Origin of the sequence: Amycolatopsis sp. NPDC052450 (genome assembly GCF_044547565.1) — a bacterium.
In the GTDB taxonomy this organism is placed as follows: Bacteria; Actinomycetota; Actinomycetes; order Mycobacteriales; family Pseudonocardiaceae; genus Amycolatopsis.
Window position 1 is genome coordinate 1 of record NZ_JBIUAQ010000027.1, and the last position, 17,412, is coordinate 17,412.

The 17,412-nt window shown below is 68.0% G+C and carries 14 protein-coding genes; 4 read left to right on the top strand and 10 right to left on the bottom strand.

The window, feature by feature from the left end:
• Positions 1 to 591: 591 nt before the first annotated feature.
• From ACIHAO_RS32565 to ACIHAO_RS32580, 4 genes are all read right to left on the bottom strand, one after another.
• The gene (locus ACIHAO_RS32565; RefSeq protein ID WP_396564342.1) at positions 592 to 1,509 is read right to left on the bottom strand and encodes a helix-turn-helix domain-containing protein; all 918 of its coding nucleotides are present in this window, start codon (positions 1,507 to 1,509) and stop codon (positions 592 to 594) included.
• Between the two features lie 218 nt (positions 1,510 to 1,727).
• The gene (locus tag ACIHAO_RS32570) at positions 1,728 to 3,497 is read right to left on the bottom strand and encodes an alpha/beta hydrolase (protein WP_396564344.1); all 1,770 of its coding nucleotides are present in this window, start codon (positions 3,495 to 3,497) and stop codon (positions 1,728 to 1,730) included.
• 181 nt (positions 3,498 to 3,678) lie between these two features.
• Positions 3,679 to 4,584 carry a serine hydrolase gene (locus ACIHAO_RS32575; protein ID WP_396564346.1) on the bottom strand — a complete coding sequence of 302 codons (906 nt, stop codon included), beginning with the start codon at positions 4,582 to 4,584 and terminating at the stop codon, positions 3,679 to 3,681.
• Positions 4,581 to 5,462 (bottom strand): LysR family transcriptional regulator, encoded by an 882-nt coding sequence (locus ACIHAO_RS32580; protein ID WP_396564348.1) that lies wholly within the window; start codon positions 5,460 to 5,462, stop codon positions 4,581 to 4,583. The genes ACIHAO_RS32575 and ACIHAO_RS32580 overlap by 4 nt, the downstream gene beginning before the upstream one ends.
• A 101-nt stretch (positions 5,463 to 5,563) precedes the next feature.
• Between ACIHAO_RS32580 and bla the strand changes: the two genes are divergently transcribed.
• Positions 5,564 to 6,454 (top strand): class A beta-lactamase, encoded by an 891-nt coding sequence (gene bla / locus ACIHAO_RS32585; protein ID WP_396564350.1) that lies wholly within the window; start codon positions 5,564 to 5,566, stop codon positions 6,452 to 6,454.
• 53 nt (positions 6,455 to 6,507) lie between these two features.
• Here bla and ACIHAO_RS32590 read toward each other — a convergent pair whose 3' ends face one another.
• The 3 genes from ACIHAO_RS32590 to ACIHAO_RS32600 form a co-directional block, all read right to left on the bottom strand.
• The gene (locus tag ACIHAO_RS32590) at positions 6,508 to 8,382 is read right to left on the bottom strand and encodes a Calx-beta domain-containing protein (RefSeq protein WP_396564352.1); all 1,875 of its coding nucleotides are present in this window, start codon (positions 8,380 to 8,382) and stop codon (positions 6,508 to 6,510) included.
• A gap of 360 nt (positions 8,383 to 8,742) precedes the next feature.
• Positions 8,743 to 9,285 (bottom strand): hypothetical protein, encoded by a 543-nt coding sequence (locus ACIHAO_RS32595; protein WP_396564354.1) that lies wholly within the window; start codon positions 9,283 to 9,285, stop codon positions 8,743 to 8,745.
• Positions 9,286 to 9,392: 107 nt separating this feature from the next.
• On the bottom strand, positions 9,393 to 9,869 hold the full coding sequence (locus ACIHAO_RS32600; RefSeq protein ID WP_396564356.1) for a MarR family winged helix-turn-helix transcriptional regulator: 477 nt from the start codon (positions 9,867 to 9,869) through the stop codon (positions 9,393 to 9,395).
• Positions 9,870 to 9,961: 92 nt separating this feature from the next.
• Here ACIHAO_RS32600 and ACIHAO_RS32605 point away from each other — a divergent pair, with 92 nt between their 5' ends.
• Together ACIHAO_RS32605 and ACIHAO_RS32610 are read left to right on the top strand one after the other, a co-directional pair.
• Positions 9,962 to 10,387 (top strand): RidA family protein, encoded by a 426-nt coding sequence (locus ACIHAO_RS32605; protein WP_396564358.1) that lies wholly within the window; start codon positions 9,962 to 9,964, stop codon positions 10,385 to 10,387.
• 77 nt (positions 10,388 to 10,464) lie between these two features.
• A complete protein-coding gene (locus ACIHAO_RS32610) occupies positions 10,465 to 10,860 on the top strand; it encodes an ATP-binding protein (RefSeq protein WP_396564360.1) in 396 nt (131 codons plus the stop codon).
• Positions 10,861 to 10,879: 19 nt separating this feature from the next.
• Here ACIHAO_RS32610 and ACIHAO_RS32615 read toward each other — a convergent pair whose 3' ends face one another.
• Together ACIHAO_RS32615 and ACIHAO_RS32620 are read right to left on the bottom strand one after the other, a co-directional pair.
• Positions 10,880 to 11,830, bottom strand: a complete 951-nt coding sequence (locus ACIHAO_RS32615) for an alpha/beta hydrolase family protein (RefSeq protein ID WP_396564362.1) — start codon at positions 11,828 to 11,830, stop codon at positions 10,880 to 10,882.
• Positions 11,831 to 11,899: 69 nt separating this feature from the next.
• Complete coding sequence (locus ACIHAO_RS32620; protein WP_396564364.1) at positions 11,900 to 12,802, bottom strand: NmrA family NAD(P)-binding protein; 903 nt, start codon at positions 12,800 to 12,802, stop codon at positions 11,900 to 11,902.
• Positions 12,803 to 12,899: 97 nt separating this feature from the next.
• On the opposite strand from ACIHAO_RS32620, the gene ACIHAO_RS32625 reads away from it, so the two are divergent.
• Entirely contained in the window at positions 12,900 to 13,454 is a 555-nt protein-coding gene (locus tag ACIHAO_RS32625) for a TetR/AcrR family transcriptional regulator (RefSeq protein ID WP_396564366.1), read from the top strand.
• Between the two features lie 44 nt (positions 13,455 to 13,498).
• Here ACIHAO_RS32625 and ACIHAO_RS32630 read toward each other — a convergent pair whose 3' ends face one another.
• The gene (locus ACIHAO_RS32630) at positions 13,499 to 17,194 is read right to left on the bottom strand and encodes a CARDB domain-containing protein (RefSeq protein ID WP_396564368.1); all 3,696 of its coding nucleotides are present in this window, start codon (positions 17,192 to 17,194) and stop codon (positions 13,499 to 13,501) included.
• Positions 17,195 to 17,412 lie beyond the last annotated feature (218 nt).

Below are 17,412 nucleotides of genomic sequence, written 5' to 3' on the forward strand. Positions count from 1 at the left end.
TTGGAGGGCTCCCCGGGTGCGCGGGCGCCTGTGGTGGGTTTGGGGTTGGGGTTGTGTTTTATGTTTGTTACTAACCAAATTAACCCCCCACGACCCCCATCGAAAACCGCACATTTACCCACAAACCGGACATATCGCCGCCCGAAAGCGTCCCTTATGGACACTCAAGTCGGGGCCGGCCTCCCGTGACCGGTCCGGAACGTCGCCATGAAGGCCTCCTGGCTCCCTTGAAGTCAGCGAAATGCTCACAGCCTCAGCCGACAGCATCTTCACCGCACGAAACAAGAAACAAGATCCTTCGGCACCACACCGAATTACCACCCGAACTTCCGACTCGTGACACTAGGTACAGGAAGGGGTCCTTCATGTACTCCGAAGCGCCCACCCCCAGCCAGGAGTCCGTGAGGGCCTCCTTCCCTACCCTCAAGGTAGCGAAGGAGGCCCTCACTACCCGTCGATGTGGTCCCTGACTTTCAGCTCAATGGACGGCACGGTCGGCTCTAAGGACACTTACCACCCGCGAGACGCGACCCCATTCTCACGTGACAATTCCCGCCGCCGGCCTTGGTGCCCACGCCACAGAAACGCGATTCAGAGCCAGCCTTGGCGCGAAGCCTGTACTCCCAGCTGGAATCGCGTCTGCGCGCCCAGCAATTGCTGCAACCGGCTGATCCGCCGGAGCACCGTGCGTTCGCTGATGCCGAGCTCGCGTGCGATCGCCTCGTCCGTCAGGCCTCCGCTCAACAGCGCGAGCAGACGGCGAGTGGCGACCGTCGGTTCCTGGGTGGCTTCGGCGTCGTCCGGACCACCCGCCCGCACCGGCACACCCATCCGCCAGAACGATGCGAACAGCTCGATCAGCGCGCTCAGCATCATCGACGGATGGATCAGCAGGGCCAGCACGTCACCGGCGTCGGAGTTCGGGACGGCGATCAGCGCCCGCTTGCTGTCGGCGATCACCAGCTTCAAGGGCAGCCTAGGGAACACCCTGGCCTGCTCCCCCAGTGCGATACTCGACTGCACCTGGGCGAATCCGTCATCGTCCTGCAGCACGGACGAGTCGTAGACGACGCGGTACGCGATGCCCCGCGCCATCGAACCCGGCTGCACCGTGCTCACCTCGGCTTTCGGGCTCATGTACGACCCTGGGTCCAGGGCGACGACGTCCACGCTCGCCTGCGTCTGCATGGCCTCGAAGGTGGCGATCACCTCGTCGCGACTGCGCAGCACCTCGACGAAATCCGCGTCCCGGCCGGTGCGCAGGGAGTAGGCGGCGCCGAGTACTTCGGCCACTTCCCGCGCGCGGACGGCCGCGGCCTCGTGCTGCGCCGCGAACGCGGACAGTGCCGCACGCGGCGGACGCACCTCGACCCCGGACGCGCCCGCCCGGACCAGACCGAACCGCTCCAGCTCGGCCAGCTCGGCTCCGGGAGTGATCGGACGCCCGTCCAGCAGGGCCCGGTACAGCTGCTCGGCCTCCATCGACAGGCCCCGCGACTCGGCGAGCATGACGCCTCTCCTCCCCCACCCCAGGAACGACCGGCGTGACATCGATGTCACGCCGCGCGGTATCGCTGCTTTCGCTCACTTCTCTTGAGGGGGAAAGCGCCGGGATCGTGCGGCTGAACCGATAACGAAAGGATCACAGATCCCGCTGGAGGCACGCCGAAGAGGCTCCCGCGAACCGGATCGGGCTCGCGGAAGCCTCTGTTCAGCGCCTTCGGGGACTAGGCGTTGGCGGGCATCCCCTTCTCGTCGGCCGCCGGGGTCGCGGCGCCTTCGAGCAGCTCACGGACGATCTCGTTCGCCTTGCGCACCTGGGGCGTGATCATCTTGATCTTGATCTTCCCGTCGTGCCCGAGGTGACCGCCGACCTCGGCCGTCTTGTCCTCACCCGGCAGGGGCAGCCCCTGGCAGCCGGTGAACTTCTTCTTCGGCGTGAGGCCGGTCTGGAAGTAGGCGACGATCGGGTCGTCGACGCAGTCGGTGTTGTACGGGAAGATCCCGTGGCTGCCTTCGTTGTCGACGCTGATCATCTTGGCGCCCGGCAGGCCGTTCGCGGTGGCGAGCGCGCCTTCGTACGGCGTGGCCGCGTCGAGTTCGGTCTGCGCGATCAGCAGCTTCGGGAACGTCTTCGCCTCCGGCGCCGGCTTGGCGTTGGTGGTCGGCCAGAACGCGCACAGCGGCGCACCCGAGAGGGCCATGATCGGCGCGATGAACGGCGCGTTCACGGTCAGGTCGGCCTGCCAGTAGTTCCAGTAGTGCAGGTTCTGGTTCCACTGACCGTCCTGGCACCGGATCGCCTCGAACGCCGCGTCCCAGGTCTCGACCTCGGCCCCACCCTGGTAGGAAGCCTTGCGCTCCACTGAGTCCTTCTTCGCGATGGCCTCCAGAGCGTTGCCCTTCGCCTTGCTCAGGAACGCCTTGTTCGCGTCGGTCAGACCGGGCGTGGTCAGTGCCTTCGCGACGACCTGCTCCAGCTTCTCCGCGTCGGTCCCGGTGGGGGCCGGTCCCTTCGCGAGCGCGGCCACCATCGAGGCCGCGGACGGGTACTGGGAGGTGTCGTACATCGCCGGGATGATGAACCACGCGGCGTAGAGCATGCCCGCGAACTCCCGGGTGCCGCCCGCCTTCTCCCAGTCGCGGCGGATCTCGAGCGGGTCGGTGCCCGTCTTGTACTTGGCGTCGTTGCGCGCCATGTAGGGCAGCAGTGCTTCCTGGAACTGGCGGTCACGGCTGCGCGGCTGGAGGTCCCACGTCTTCTCCAGCGTCGAACGGCTCGCGTCGGTCGAGGAGTCGAGCAGGAACCGGTGCGCCTTGCTCGGGAACGTCGTGGCGTACCAAGTGCCCAGCCACGTGCCGTACGAGTAACCGATGTAGCTGGTCTTCTTCTCCCCGAGCAGCACCCGGACGAAGTCCATGTCGTACGCGGTCTGCTCGGTGGTGATGAACTTCGTCAGCGGGTTCTTCAGGCAGCCTTCGACCTTCGCCCGGCTGATCACGTTCTGATCCGTGCTGTCCGGGACGGTGTAGCTACAGGTCAGCGGAGTGCTCTGGCCGACACCGCGGGGATCGAAACCGACGAAGTCGTACTGCGAGGCCAGCACGGGACTGCGCATCGCCATCGCGGCGCCCCACGGCAGGCCCTCGCCACCGGGGCCGCCGGGGTTGACCAGCGCGATGCCCTGCCTGCCGGTGCCGGGGTAGGCGGTCGCGGTCTTGGAGACGCGGACGCCGATCGTGTTGCCGTCCTGCGGGTTGCGCCAGTCGCGGGGCACCTGGATGGTGGCGCAGGCGAGGCCCTTGACCTTCTTGAGTTCCGCTTCCGTAGCCGGCGCGACAGAGGGGAACGAGCACTCGCCCCAGGCCACGGTCTGCTTGGCCAGCGCGCCGGCGAGCGCCGCGGTGTCCGGGTCGGCCTTGGCCGCGGGAGCCGCACCCGCGGCGGGAGCCAGCACCAGGCCCGAGGCCAGGAACGCGCCGGCGACCACGGCCACCGTGCCTCTCCGCGTCTTTCTCGTACTACCGATCACCATGATCCCTTTCGACAGGAGCCCCCGACGTCCGTACGTGAAGTAAAGACGGGTGATCAGGTTTCCCACACGGCCGGGAGCTGGCGGATACCCGACATGGCAGGATCTCGACACCGCGCGGCTCCGGCGTAACTCGCGGCGTAACTCACGTGATTGAAGGGCGCTCACGGCGCAGGTGGTCCCGCAACGCCCGCGCCACCCGGGCCATCAGGACTTCGGCCTCCGGCTGGATCGCCGCGGGCACCCGGGACGCGGTCAGCGCGGCGATCGCGTACATCCCGCCGTCGGCGTGTTCGACCACCCCGACCTCGTGCCGCAGGTTCAGCACGGTGCCCGTCTTCGACGACCATTTCGTGGCGTCGGAGACGAAATCGGGGCTCAGCCGCTGACGCAGCAGGTTGAGTCCCATGAGCTCGCGCACCCGCGCCGCCACTTCTTCGTCCACTTTGGACGGTTTCCACAGCGCTTCGAGCAGGTTCACGAACGCGCGGGCCGAACCGGAGCTCGCGCGCGTGACGTCGAGCTGCGGAACGGGATGGCCTTGCCCGGCGGTGCCCGCGTTGATCGCGAGCGCGTGCGCGAGGTGGACGTCCGTGGGGTCGAACCGTTCGGCGGGGGTGTCGCTGAGGTCCGCGGCCGGATGCCGCGCGGTGATCCCGGAAACGCCCCATTCGCGCGTCATCCTGGTGACCTCGGCCGGCGGTGTCAGCGCGAAGAGCGTGTCCGCCGCGGTCTCGTCGCTGATGGCCATGCTCAGGTAGAGCAGGTCGTCGATCGCCACCCTTGCCGGATGCCGGAACCGGGTCAGCCCGGTCGGTCCCGGCGCGGTGGCCCGCCCCGGCTGGACGTCGATCCGCGCCGAACCGTCCAGTTCGCCCCGGCGGATCCGCTCCAGGGTCGCCGCGGCGAGCGGGATCTTCACCAGCGACGCGCTCGGGAACTCCAGGTCGGGGTCGATGCCGATCTCGTATCCGGTCCGCAAATCCCGCACCAGGAACGAACCGCGCAGGCCGCCGTCGGCCAGTTCGGCGCGCAGCGTTTCGATGTTCATGCCGTCTCCTCCGCGCCGAGACATCGGGCGATGTCCGGCCACAATCGTGCCCGGAGCCGCTGCGCGTCCTCGCCGAGCCCCGCCGTGATCTCGAATCCGCGCGCGAGCCGGATCTCACCGAGGGGCCGCCAGGCCAAGCCGAGTTCGGCAGCCTGGGAGGGCGAGCACAACAACAGATCGTCCGAACCGAACACGGCCGCCGCGGCCGCGGTGAGCGAATCGGCGACGGACACCTGCGCGGGCCGCAGCCCCACCGAGTCGCGGATCCGGAACAGGCGGTCGCGGATATGCGGCACGTCGTCCTCGGGCTGGATCCAGACCCGGCGTGGCGTACGGCCGGACCGGCCGACCCGCAGCGTTTCCAGATGCAGGGCGCCTGCCCGCGGCTTCCCTCCGCTCGCCAGGCCGAGCGGCACCTTCCACAAGCCCTCTTCGGCGGGGACGACCGTGAGCGCCGCGCGGACCTCTTGCGTACGCACGAGTTCCGCCCGCTCCCTCGGCGGGGCCTGCCGGAACTCCAGGAAGACGTCGAGCGCTCGCGCCGCCGCGTCGAGTTCGGCGAGCTCGCGGACGGTGCAGGTCTCCGGCATCGCCAGCCGCAGCGGCCGCAGTTTGGCGCGCTGCGCGTCGTACTCCATGGCGTCGGCCAGCGTGACCAGCCGTTTCGCCGACGGCAGCATGTCCCGGCCGAACGGGGTGAGCCGGGCGCGCCGGGTGGAGCGGTCGAACAGCCGCTCGCCGAAATGCCGCTCCAGCGCGGCGATCCGGCGGCTCGCCACCGGTTGGGGAATGCGGGCGATCGCGGCTCCCGCGGTGAAGGTTCCGGCCTCACTCACGCTCACGAACGCCCGGCAACTGCCGATCAGGTCCACGACCACATACTATGCGGATTACGCATGGAAGCGGTCATTAGTGTCTTGGACAGCATGACCGGCGCTGGACAGACTGCGGACATCGAACGATCTTGAAAGGAATCGCCGTGTCCGTCACTTCTCGCCGCTGGGCCGCCCTGCTGGCGCTCTCGGTCGTGTCACTCGCCTCGTGCTCCACTCCCGCTCCCGCGCAGCCGCCCGCCGCCACTCCGGCCGCTTCGGCCGACCGAGCCGGCTTCGAACAGCTCGAACGTGCTTTCGGCGCCCGTCTCGGGGTGTACGCGGTGGACACCGCGAACGGCCGCGAAGTCGCCTTCCGCGCCGACGAACGGTTCGCCTACGCCTCGACGCACAAGGTGTTCAGCGCCGGCGGTGTTCTGCGGCGGACGTCGATCGCCGACCTGGACCGCACGGTGACCTACGGCCAAAAGGACGTGGTCGTCAATTCGCCGGTCACGGAAAAGCACGCCGGCACGGGCTTGCCGCTGCGCGCCGTCATGGACGCGACCCTCCGGTACAGCGACAACACCGGCGGCAACCTGCTCTTCCGTGAACTCGGCGGCCCCGAAGGTCTCAACGCGGTGCTGCGCGGTATCGGCGACACCACGAGCCACGCCGACCGGATCGAACCCGAACTCAACGACACCGCGCCCGGCGACCCGCGGGACACCAGCACGCCCCGCGCTCTCGCCGTGAGCCTGCGCGCGTTCGTCCTCGGCGACGCCCTTCCCGAGGACAAGCGCAAGATCCTGGTCGACATGATGCGGGCCAGCACGACCGGCGACCAGAACATCCGCGCCGGGGTGCCTGGCTGGCCGGTCGCCGACAAGACCGGTACGGCGTCCTACGGGACGCGTAACGACATCGGGGTCGTGTGGCCGCCGAACCGAGCCCCGATCGTCATCTCGGTACTGACCGACCGGTCGGAGAAGGACGCCAAGATCGACAACAAGCTCCTGGCCGACGCCACCGCGGCCGCGGTGAAAGCCCTCCCCTGAGCGAAACCGCCGGGGCGGACGAGGATCCGTCCGCCCCGGCGGGACTCACCGGCTCAGCGACGGCAGGGGTTGCCCGCCGGATGCGCCGAGGTTCCGTGCACGTCGGCCTGGGACTCCGCGAGCACGATCTTCGCGAGCACGGTGTCCAGTGCGACGGCCTGCTGCTTCACGACACCGTTCGCCACGGTCTGGCCGTTGAGCTTCAGCGAGCCGATGACCAGCGGAATGGTCAGCGGCGCCGAGCCCACCGTGATCGACTCGCCGTTGATCTTCAGCGAGGCGACGTTCGAACTGCCCGCCAGGACCGGGGCGAGCCCGCCCGCCGACGGCTGGCAGGTCGCCGTGGCCTGCGACTGGATCACGCCGAGTTCGACGGTCAGCCCGAGCGTGCTGATCACCGTCTTGTCGATCTTGGCCGACGCCAGCGCGCGGTCGCCCGCGGCCGGAGCCGCCGACTGGTCGTCCGGTGTGAGGTCGGTCGACGCGGTCAGCACCTTGGTCTCCACCTTGATCAGGCCGGCGTTGAGCGTCGCGGCGGCGACGGTGCTGCTGTCGTCGGCACAAGGCAGATTCGCCGGGTTGGCCCGCGCCGCGGTCACACCGAGGACGTTCGCCCCGGTACCCGTGCAGGAGAAGACGCCGTCACGGTCGTCGTCGACGATCGTGCCGACCCCGGTCGCGTCGATGAGACCGGCGCCCGACGGGGCCGAGAGGTTCACCGTGAAGGTCTCGTTCGGTTCGTCGACGGTGTCCGGGTTGACCAGGACCGTCACGGGTCTGGTCGTCTGTCCCGGTGCGAACGTGACGGTCCCGTTCGCCGCCGCGTAGTCGGCAGGCGCCGTCGCGGTGCCGTTCGCCGTCGCGTACTGGACCGTCACCGGATTCGGGCTGGGACCGCCGAGCAGCGACACCGTGAACGTCGCCGGTACCTGCGCTCCCCCGGACCCCTCGTTGACCGTCACGTCGTCGATGGTCAACCCGAGCACGCGCACGGTCGTGGTCTCGATGTACCCACGCGACACGCCGTCGACCTGGTAGTCGACGACGCACTGGTAGGTGCCGGGAGCGGCGCCGGCCGACGCCGTGATCGTCTCGGTGAACGTGGCGACGTCGCCGCTGGCCACCTTGACGCTGCCGGGATCGTTGGTGACCGTGAGCTGCGGGTCGCAGCTGGTCACCTTCGGGGTCACGGTGACCTCGATGGACTTGATGCCGTCCAGGATGGCCTGGGAGACCTGACCGGCCGGGACGTTGTTCAGCAGTACACCGCCGGTGGCCGATGTGATGGCGGTGGCCTGTCCTGTGGCGTCGAGGTTGCCGACATTGACGGCGACCACGCGGATCTTCGCCGTCTGCAGCGCCGCGATGGTCTGGGCCAGCGTGTGCCCGCCGCTCGGATCGTGCGAGGGCGCGTCACCGAACCAGGCGATGATGCGGGTGCCGTCCGGCCGGAAGGCGACCGCGCCGGAGGCCAGCTGGTAGAGGGCGTTCAGGTTCGCCTCCGGCGTGTCCCCGCCGCCCGACGCCGTCCACTGGTTGATCCCCGCCTGCACCGCGGTCGTGTCCCCGGTGATGCCCTGGTTGACCTTGAACGGCACCGAATCGGTGAAGTCCTTGTACTCGGCGACGCCGAACTGCGCGGTCGGCTGGGCGGCGAGCACGTCGCCGGTGATGGCATCGGCGTTCGACCGTACGTTGCCGATCGGCCCGCCCATGCTGCCCGTGGTGTCCGCGAGCAGGACGAGGTCGGGATTCGGCGGCACCGCCGAGGTCGTCACGTTCTTGGTCACGGTCGTGCTCTGCCCCGCGTCGAAGGTGAGGTCGACCGTGGCCGGGTCTACTCCCGGCGGGGCCGCGGCGGCGACCGCGGTGGACGCGAGGATCGCCGTGACGGCGGTCAGAACGACGAAAAATGGTCTTCGCGACATGGACTTCCCTTTCGAGACCCGGCCGGAGCCGGAATTCCTGTGGGCTTCCTGGAAAGACGGAAAGATCCGTATTTCGTTAGCGCGCGACCCGAACGCTCCATGTCAAGGCGCTCAACGGGCTGTTACCACGAATCCGGACTACGCGGACCATGCCCGCGTTACGCCGTCCAGCCGAAGGCCTTCGGTACCTCTCACTCTTCCGCATGAGAGGTACCGAAGTGTTCTACATTTTCCGTGATCACCTCACCGAAGTGAAACCTGAATTCATCCGGTGCTCATCAGCGAATATTCACCGAATGTCGTAACGTCGCCCGCCGATCGATACCGCGGCGAGACATCAGGCCTCCTCGTGGCGCCCGGTCAGTAAACGCACTGGATGATCGCGTCGTCCAAGCGGATGTACTTCGCCGGTCCGCCGTTGTTGCCGTAGATCGGCTGGAGATAGACGGTACCCACGCCGTTCAGATTGAGATTGGCCAGAGTGATGAGCCGATAGCCCGCCCGGTCGTCGATCCACTTCACCGTGTGGGAGATTTTCCGCCAGCCGTTGGGATCCCAGATCTCGAGGCCGATGTTCGCTCCGCCGCCGACCGGGTCGGCATGGATCGCCGCGGCACAATTCGATCGATTCGACGGGAAACCGCCGAGCGACTTCGCGGTCCTCATCGCCGACCAGCCGTTGTCCGCGAAGAGCCAGCCGTTGTTGTTGCCGGTCCGCGCCACTCCCATGCCGATGTCGAACCAGGAATGCCCGTCACCGCCCTGGATTCCCCGCTCCCAGACGCCATGGGGATTCGATTCGTAACCGTCGGACCATTGCACGATCCCGGCGTGCGCGGTTCCCGTGACACCCAGCAGTGCCATCGAAAACACCGACAGGACCGCGAATATTTTCTTGAACACGAGAGTTCCCCCTCTTCGCGTGAAATGAACCCCGTCAGAGGACCAGAGTCCGGAACGCGAGCACAAGGTCCCTTCGCGCGCACAATCGACTGCCTCGAAGTACTGGCCTAGGCGAGATCGACCGGCCGTGTCCGCAGTTTGGCGGCGATGCGGGCCAGCGCCTGCTGATCCTCCGCGGTCAAGGGATCGAGAACGAGATCCCGCACCGAACGGACGTGTGTGGGCGCCGCCGCGACCACGACTTCGTAGCCGTCGTCAGTGAGCACGGCGAGGGTGTATCGGCCGTCGCTCGGGTCGGGTGTCCTCTCCACCCAGCCTCGCTGCTCGAAGCGTTTGACCACATTGGACAGGCGTGAGAGCGAGCCGTTCGCGAGGTAGGCCAGTTCACTCATCCGCAGTCGTCGCTCCGGGGCTTCGGAGATATGACTGAGGGTCAGATATTCGAACAACGTCAGCCCGGCGTCGTGCTGCAACGGCGACTCCAGCCGCCCGGGCAGCAGGAGGACCAAGGAGACCAGGCCGGTCCATGCCTCTTTTTCGGCAGGGGTCAGCCACAGTGCTTCGTCCGGATCCGGGGTGGCCATGGCGGAACCTTACCCAGAACCCGACGACTTCACGCTTGAAGTCATATCGTGCTACGTTGACTTCAAGCGTGAAGTCAACGAGAGGATCCACCATGTCCCAGCCGGAGTTCTTCGCCACTCCCGGATACGGCGACCGGCAACTCGCCGAGATGCGCTACAGCCAGGCGGTGCGCGTCGGTGATCGCATCGAAATCTCGGGACAAGGAGGCTGGGACGACGACTTGAACTTCCCCTCGGACTTGGAGGAGGAGATCGTCCGGGCCTTCGAGAACGTCGAGCGGACCCTCGCCACCGCCGGCGCGACCTGGCGCGATGTGATCGCCGTGAACTCGTACCACGTCCCGGAGACGCCGGGGTTCATCGGCGAGGTCCACAACCGCGTGATGGTCGAGCAGTTCCGTGCGCGCATGGGCGACCGCGCGCCGATCTGGACGGAGATCGGCGTCCCCGCCCTCGGCGCGCCGAAAATGCGGGTCGAGATCAGGGTCACCGCGATCGCCGGACGTTCCCGCGTGTGAACGTCACCCTCCTTGGGTACCCCGAAGACTGCACCCATGCTCTTGGCCAAGCTGGGAAACCCGCTAAGGAGACACGCGTGGGTATCACGGGAACACGGCAGGCTTACGAATTCCCCGCCGGTATCGCCCCGCCCTTGGGAAAGGTACGGGCCTGGCTGCGAGAGCAGCTCGGCGAGGTCGGCCGCGCCACCATCGCGGACACCGAACTGCTGACCACCGAACTGGTCACCAACGCGCACGAACACGCGAACGGCGTCTGCGAACTCAGGGTCTCCCTGCCCTCGAACAGGGACGTCGTCCGCGTGGAAGTCGACGACCACCGCCCGCTCCTGCGGCCGCGCCGCGTGGCCAAACGGGATCCGGCGAGCCCCCGTGGACGAGGGTTGGCGCTGGTCGAGGCGATCAGCACGCAGTGGGGCGTGAACACCGGCACCGGGTACAAAACGGTGTGGGCCGAGATCCCGATGCTCTGACGAACCGGATCACCTCCCCTCAATCCTTCGACTCGACCCGGCCGAGCGGATCCGGCGCCGCGGCCAGCTCCTCGCACGCCACCCGCCAGGCGCTGTCTCCCGGGTAAAGCTCGGAGCGAAGGTACGCCCAGGTGAGGCGCTGCACCGCGGCCACGCGCTCGGGGTTCTCGTCCGTCGTCTCGGCGACGTCGTAGCCGGACACCCCGCCGAGCCCATGCTCCGCGTCGACCAGGGTGAGGAGTGTCTTGCGGCCCGGCGAAAGGAAGTACGGGTCGGTGTGCCATTCCGGACCGCGAACCGTCAGATGGATGGAGGCGTCCTTCTCCCCCGCGACGACGAGCGCGGGCGTCGTCATCGCGGAGAAGTCGGTGCCGAGGAAGAAGGTGTAGTTCTCGGCCACGAATTCGGTGACGGCGTCTCCACCGCGGCCGGGCGCGGCGAGCAGGACACCGGCCGAGATCCGAGGCTCGGCGACGTCGACCTCCTCACCGCCACGGGGATCAGTGTACCGCGCACCCAGCAGAAGGCTCGCGGTGTGCCCGCCCATCGAGTGCCCGGCCACGGCGATCCTGGCCCGATCCAGCCGCCCTCTCAGAAACGGGACGACGTCCTCGATCTCGTCGAGCCGGTCGAGGATCCGGATCATGTCCTCGGCCCTGGATAGTTGGTACAGCGGCGCTTCCGGGTCGCCGGACGGCAGGTTCAGTGTCCGCGAGCTCAGATGCGTTGGCTGGATGACGACGAAGCCGTGCGCCGCCCAGTAGTTCACGAGCGGGGCGTAGCCGTTCAGCGACGACAGATGGTTCGACGGGCCTTGGCCGTGTGACAGCAGGATGACCGGGAGCTCGCTTCCGGTCATCGGCGCGGAGATCCGGAGCCGCAGGTCCACGGCCCGATCCGGTGCCGGAAGGACCACCGGGGCGATCGAGAGGACAGGCGTGGTGCTCATGGTCAGTCTTCCCCTTTGCATGACAGCGCCGCGATAAGCGGAGCACTGTTCCATAACATACGGAGCAGCGTTCCGCTTTGTCAAACACCTCTACGCTAGGTACTTCCGCGCCCAGACGGCGAAGCCGGTGAGTGGAATGCCGAGCTCTCGCGCGTATCGCGGCCGCCCCGGCTGACCGACCACGTTCAGCCACTCGTGCGAAGCGCCCATCGGCGGCATCCCGGCCGCGACCGCCTGCTCCACGGTCATGTCCGGGGCGGGCAGCCGCGTGCCCAGTACTTCGGAAAGGACCCCGGCGATCTCCGTCATGGTCAGGAAGTCGCTCGCGAGCTCGAGTTCCACGCCAGAGAACCGTTCCGGTTCGGCGATGGCCGCGGCGGCCGCAGTGCCGATGTCGTCGACGGCGGCCAGCGAAAGGGAAGTCGACGGCTTGATGACGCTCACCAGGCCGCCGTCGACCCCGCGCGGGAACAGGAACTTCATGTCGGGCAAGAAGTTCTCCATGAAGAAGCCCGGCTTGAGCAGGGTCCACTGTGGAAAGCCCGCCTCGCGGAGACGGTCCTGGATCGCCGCCTTGGCACCCAGCGTGGGCTCCATCGCACTCCAGCGCCCTTCGGCCCATCCGTCCGCGTCCACGTGCTGACCGGCTCCCGAAACCGAGGTGTGCACGAACTGCGGCACTCCGGCCGCTTTCGCGGCTTCGATGAGGTTGACGCCTTGGGTCACCTCTCCGGCGAAGTCGAACCCTTCCGCGCTCACGCCGGGCATCTGCACCGAGAAGACGGCGCGGGCACCCTTGGCCGCCCGGATCACGGAATCGATGTCGTGCAGATCGCCGACGACGAGTTCGGCGCCGAGTGTCTCGACGGCCTTCGCCCTGGTGGGGTCACGCACCAGCGCGCGGACGGGAACGCCGGCCGCAAGCAGGGCACGAGCGGTCGCACCGCCCTGCCTGCCGGTGGCGCCGGTGACCAAAACGGGTGCTGAGGACATGTTCGCTCCTTCGGACAGCTAAGTGGCGGGGCCCGCCACTTATCGTCCGCTACCATATGGCGGGGCCCGCCATTTAAGCAAACACCGAGGTGAAGACATGTCCGACGGCCAACGCGCCGACGCACGGCGCAATTACGCGCGCATCCTCGCGGTGGCCGAGGAGGAGGTGGCGGCCCACGGCTCCAGCGCCTCCTTGGAGCAGATCGCGCGCACCGCCAACGTCGGCTCGGCGACCGTGCGCCGCCACTTCCCCACCCGCCGGGCCCTGCTGGAAGCGGTCTCCGCGCAACGGATCGCGGCGCTGTGCGCCCGCGCCGCCGAACTGACCGGCGAGGACGACAGCCGGAAGGCGCTCCTGACCTGGCTCGACGAGGTCGTCACCTACTGTGTCTCCGCCCGTGGCCTGGCGGCCGCACTCGCCTACGACGGCCCGACCCACGAGAACTCCTGTTCCGCCGCCATCGAGGACGCCGGAAGCCCGCTGCTCCGGCAGGCCGCCCACGACGGCGTGGTGGCCCCGGAGATCACCGTCGCGGATCTGATCACGATGATCGTCGGCATCGTCCTGGCCACCGAGCACCACCCGGATCCGGCCGCACAGGCGAACCGGCTGTTCCGGCTGGCCGTGGCGGGTTTGAGCCCCCGGACATGAAAGAGGCCGGAGCGGTCGCCCGCTCCGGCCTCTGACGACTTTCTTTATCTCGTACCGCGGCGGCTCGATGAGACCACCGTCGGCACCGGTCCGCCGTTGATCACGAACTGCGATCCCGGTTCACGGACGACATCGCCGTCCGCCGAGTTCGTGATCGTCACGTTCGTCAAGGTCGCGCTGCCGCGGGCGCCGCTCATCGCGAGGATGCCCGCCCCGTTGTTCGACTTGTCGATCTTGACATTCGTGACAGCCGCGGTCACTACTCCGCCACCCGTCTTGAACTGGATGCCGTCGTAGGTCGAGTCGTGGATCTCCGCGTCCCGCACCACGACCCCGGGAATGTCCTTGCCCTGCGCGAAGAACGTGATCGCGCCGAACTCCTGCTGCTCACCCCAGAACACGCCGCCGCAGCGGTACAGGGCGTTGTTCGCGATGAGGGTCTGCCCGGAGAACGGCAGCGGATCGTGATCCGTCGCCAGCATGATGCCCGGATAGTTCATCGTGTCGTGGACGACGTTGTTCTCGATCTTGTTGCCGTAGCCGCCGTAGATCGCGATCCCATTGGCACGCCACGGAAGCTGGATCGTGTTGTTGGCGAACACGTTGTCGTGCGCGATGTCCTGCGACGGGTCCTTCACGTACTGGTTCGCCCACACCGCGAGCGAGTCGTCACCGGTGGTGCGGAACGACGAGTTGAACACCTTCGAGTTCCGGGTGCCGTTGGTGAAGTTGATGCCGTCGGCATAGGTGTTCCGGATCCGCATACCGCTGAACTCGAGGCCGTCGCCCGGGCCCCAGAGCGCCGGGAGGTTGGCGTAGTCCCGGCCGACCCACGCACCCACGTTGGCGTGTTCGATCCACACGTTCGAGATCTTCGTGCCGGTGCCGAACCGGCCGTTGAGACCGACGCCGCCTTCCGCGCCGCCGTCGCCACCGCGGATCCGGCCGGAACCGAAGATGGCGATGTCGGAGATCTGCGTGTTCTTGTCGATGTCGAACCCGAAATTGCCCTCGTGCGGATGGTTGATGCCGCCCGCGTTCTGCGGCTCCGTCAGCGAGTACAGCTGCGAATGCCACATCCCGGCGCCGCGGATCGTCACGTCGGAGATGCCGATCTGGTTGTACTGGCCGCCTCCGTTGGGCACGTTCGGGTCGTCGGTCAGGATCTTCTTCTCCTGCCGCCACTGCCCGGCCGGGATCCAGACGCAGCCGATCACGCCGTTCTGGTCGTCGGTCACCGCGCGCTGGATCGGCGTCGAATCGTCGTTCCCGTCGTTCGGCACGGCGCCGTACTCCGTGATCGACGTGCAGTTCGCGGGCTTCGCCGACGCCGGGGCGACCTGCTCCAGGTCGATGAGGTCGACGATGTAGAACGCCGCGTTGTCACCGCTGTCCCGTTGCAGTCTGAACTTCGTGCCCGGCGGATACGACTGCGACAGCAACGCGTGCGACTCGTCGAACAGCCGCCGCGCGTTGGCCTGCGGGGTGTTGGTCAGGCCTTCGGGATCGTCGGTGCTGCCGTAGAGCCAGCTGTGCTTGGACGACAGTGTCAGCTTCCGCGCGAACGTCCCGTTGACGTACAGGCTGATCGTCGCGTCCTGCCCGCCGCCGCCGGGGGCGTCGGGGATGGAGTTGCGCACGACGAGGGAGTTCGCCTGGTTCGCCGACGTGAACTCCACGTACTGCCCCTGATTCGCCAGCCGCACGGATTTCCGGCCGGAGGACTCGGTGGCGAAGTTCGTGTGGCCGAAGGTGCGCAGCGGATCCGCCACCAGCAGTTCTCCTTGGTACTGCGCGGTTTCCGCCTCGTACTCGACGTACGGGACCGCCGCACCGCGGCCCACCACGATCGCCCGTGAGAGGGCGTTGTTGGCCTCGTTGGTCTCCGTGACCGTGCCGGTCGCGTCGGCCGTCGCGGTCAGAGTCGCGCCTCCGTCGGCGGCGGTCCACGTGCCCGAGATCGCGACGTTCGCGGTGGCTCCCGCCTCGATCGCGCCGGTGGCGCCGGTCAGCGTGGTGCCGCCGACGGCCAGCCGGGTCACCGAGGTGCCCGCGCCGCTCGTGCCGCGGTTGTGCACCGCGACGGTGAACGACACCGCCGAACCGGCCGACGGGTTGGGCGGGTTCGAGGTGATGCCGGTGACCTCGAGGTCGGGACCCGGCGACTGCGCGACGACCAGCGGCGTCGGCGAGGTGTAGGTGTTGTCGGTTTCGTTCTGCTCGGGCACCGTACCTGCCGGATCGACGGTCGCGGCCACGGTATACGTGCCCTGTGGTCGCGTTCCCGCGTCGACGGTCACCGTGGTGGACGCGCCTGCCGCGAGGGCCCCGACCGCCGCTTCTCCGACGACGGTGCCACCGAGGGCGGCGTTCACCGTCGTCGCACCCGCGTTCGCGGTGCCGACGTTCTTCACCGTCGCCGACACGGCGACCTCGCTGGTCTCCGTCGGGTCGGCGGGCGTCCAGCTCGTACCCGTGACGACCAGGTTCGGATTCGGTGCCGGAGTGCCGATCACCTGGAATTCCGCGACCTGGCCGCCGGGGGCACCGGAGTTGGCGAAGAACTGCAAGCGCACGTCCGACACACGTCCGCTGACCGGGATGACCACCGAGTTCTGGTTGGTGGCCGGGTCGAAGCGGTGATCGGCCCGCGCCGACAGGGCGGTGAACGCGGTGGCCCCGTGCGTGCGGCCGAGAACCTCGAAGTTCTGCGTCCGCGCACCCCAGATCGCGTCCGGATCGAGTTTCACCACGACCGAGTCGACGTCCGCGTCGGTCCCGAGCTTCACCGTCAGCGAGTTCGGATGGCCCGCGGCGGATTCCCAGTACGTCGCGGTGTTGTTGTCGTTGGCGTTGGCGGGAACGAACGAGTGGACCGCCGAGGTGGCCTCGATCGGTTTGCCCGCCGCCAGGTTCGCGCCCGCGCTCGTCCCGGAGCGCACGACGTGGTTGCTGTCGCCGGATTCGTTGCCGGCCGCGTCTTTGGCGCGCACGAAATACTCGACCCTCTTCCCGGTGGGCCGCGCCTCGGTGAAGGTGGTGCCGGTGATCGTGGTGACCGGCGTGCCGTCGCGGTAGACGGTGTAGCCGGTGACCCCGACGTTGTCGGCCGACGCCGCCCAGCTCAGCCGGATCTGCCCGGCGGCGGGCTCGGTCAGCGCGAGGTTCGCGGGCGCGCTCGGCGCCTGCGTGTCACCGGTGTCCGGCCCGTACAGCTCGAACTCCGCGAGCTGCGCGGCCGGCCATCGCGTGTTCGCGGTGACCTGCAGCCGCACGTAGCGGGCCGACGCGGTCATCGGGATCGTGACCGTGTTCGAGCCGGGGGTGAACGTGTAGCCGGCCGGTGCGGCGAGGTCGGTGAAGGCCGCGCCGTCGGTGCTCCCGCGCACGGCCAGCGTCTGCGTCCGGGATTCCCAGCCCGACGGCAGCTTCAGCACGATCCGCGAGAGGGTTTTGGCCGTGCCGAGGTCGGCCTGGATCCACTGCGGGAACGCGTTGTTGGCGGATTCCCAGTAACTCTCCTGATTTCCGTCGACGGCGTTCGCGACGGGGTACCCGGGCAGCGCGCTGCTCGCCGAAACCGTGCGGGTCAACGGCACCTCGGCGAGCGCGGCGGGTCCTGGTGGGGCGGCGGGATCGGGAGGTGGTCCGCTCGCGGCGGAAGCGAGGGAGAGTCCGGCGACGGAAAGCCCCGTGACCAGAAAACCGGCGATGAGCCGGGACAGGCGCATACGTGTCATGGCGTCTTCTCTTCTTTGAGACGGCGGGGAGGGAGCCAGAGCCGTACGAGCATGCAACAAACCAGGGACAGAATGCAAGAAGTAGACATCTTTCAGAAATTTTGCGACTGCCTACCTCATGGCCGAGCCTGATCGGTCCGTCAGGTCCGTAGTTCAGCCCACGACCGTTCACCGGTTCTGGGCTTATTTGTTATGCGACAACGGAATGTGAACTGTGT

What these genes read in the sequence shown, in the direction of transcription:
- ACIHAO_RS32565 (WP_396564342.1), bottom strand. Translation starts at nt 1,509, where the DNA reads ATGCTCGCCGAGTCGCGGGGCCTGTCGATGGAGGCCGAGCAGCTGTAC.
- ACIHAO_RS32575 (WP_396564346.1), bottom strand. Translation starts at nt 4,584, where the DNA reads ATGAACATCGAAACGCTGCGCGCCGAACTGGCCGACGGCGGCCTGCGC.
- ACIHAO_RS32590 (WP_396564352.1), bottom strand. Translation starts at nt 8,382, where the DNA reads ATGTCGCGAAGACCATTTTTCGTCGTTCTGACCGCCGTCACGGCGATC.
- ACIHAO_RS32600 (WP_396564356.1), bottom strand. Translation starts at nt 9,869, where the DNA reads ATGGCCACCCCGGATCCGGACGAAGCACTGTGGCTGACCCCTGCCGAA.
- ACIHAO_RS32605 (WP_396564358.1), top strand. Translation starts at nt 9,962, where the DNA reads ATGTCCCAGCCGGAGTTCTTCGCCACTCCCGGATACGGCGACCGGCAA.
- ACIHAO_RS32615 (WP_396564362.1), bottom strand. Translation starts at nt 11,830, where the DNA reads ATGCAAAGGGGAAGACTGACCATGAGCACCACGCCTGTCCTCTCGATC.
- ACIHAO_RS32620 (WP_396564364.1), bottom strand. Translation starts at nt 12,802, where the DNA reads ATGTCCTCAGCACCCGTTTTGGTCACCGGCGCCACCGGCAGGCAGGGC.
- ACIHAO_RS32625 (WP_396564366.1), top strand. Translation starts at nt 12,900, where the DNA reads ATGTCCGACGGCCAACGCGCCGACGCACGGCGCAATTACGCGCGCATC.
- ACIHAO_RS32630 (WP_396564368.1), bottom strand. Translation starts at nt 17,194, where the DNA reads ATGACACGTATGCGCCTGTCCCGGCTCATCGCCGGTTTTCTGGTCACG.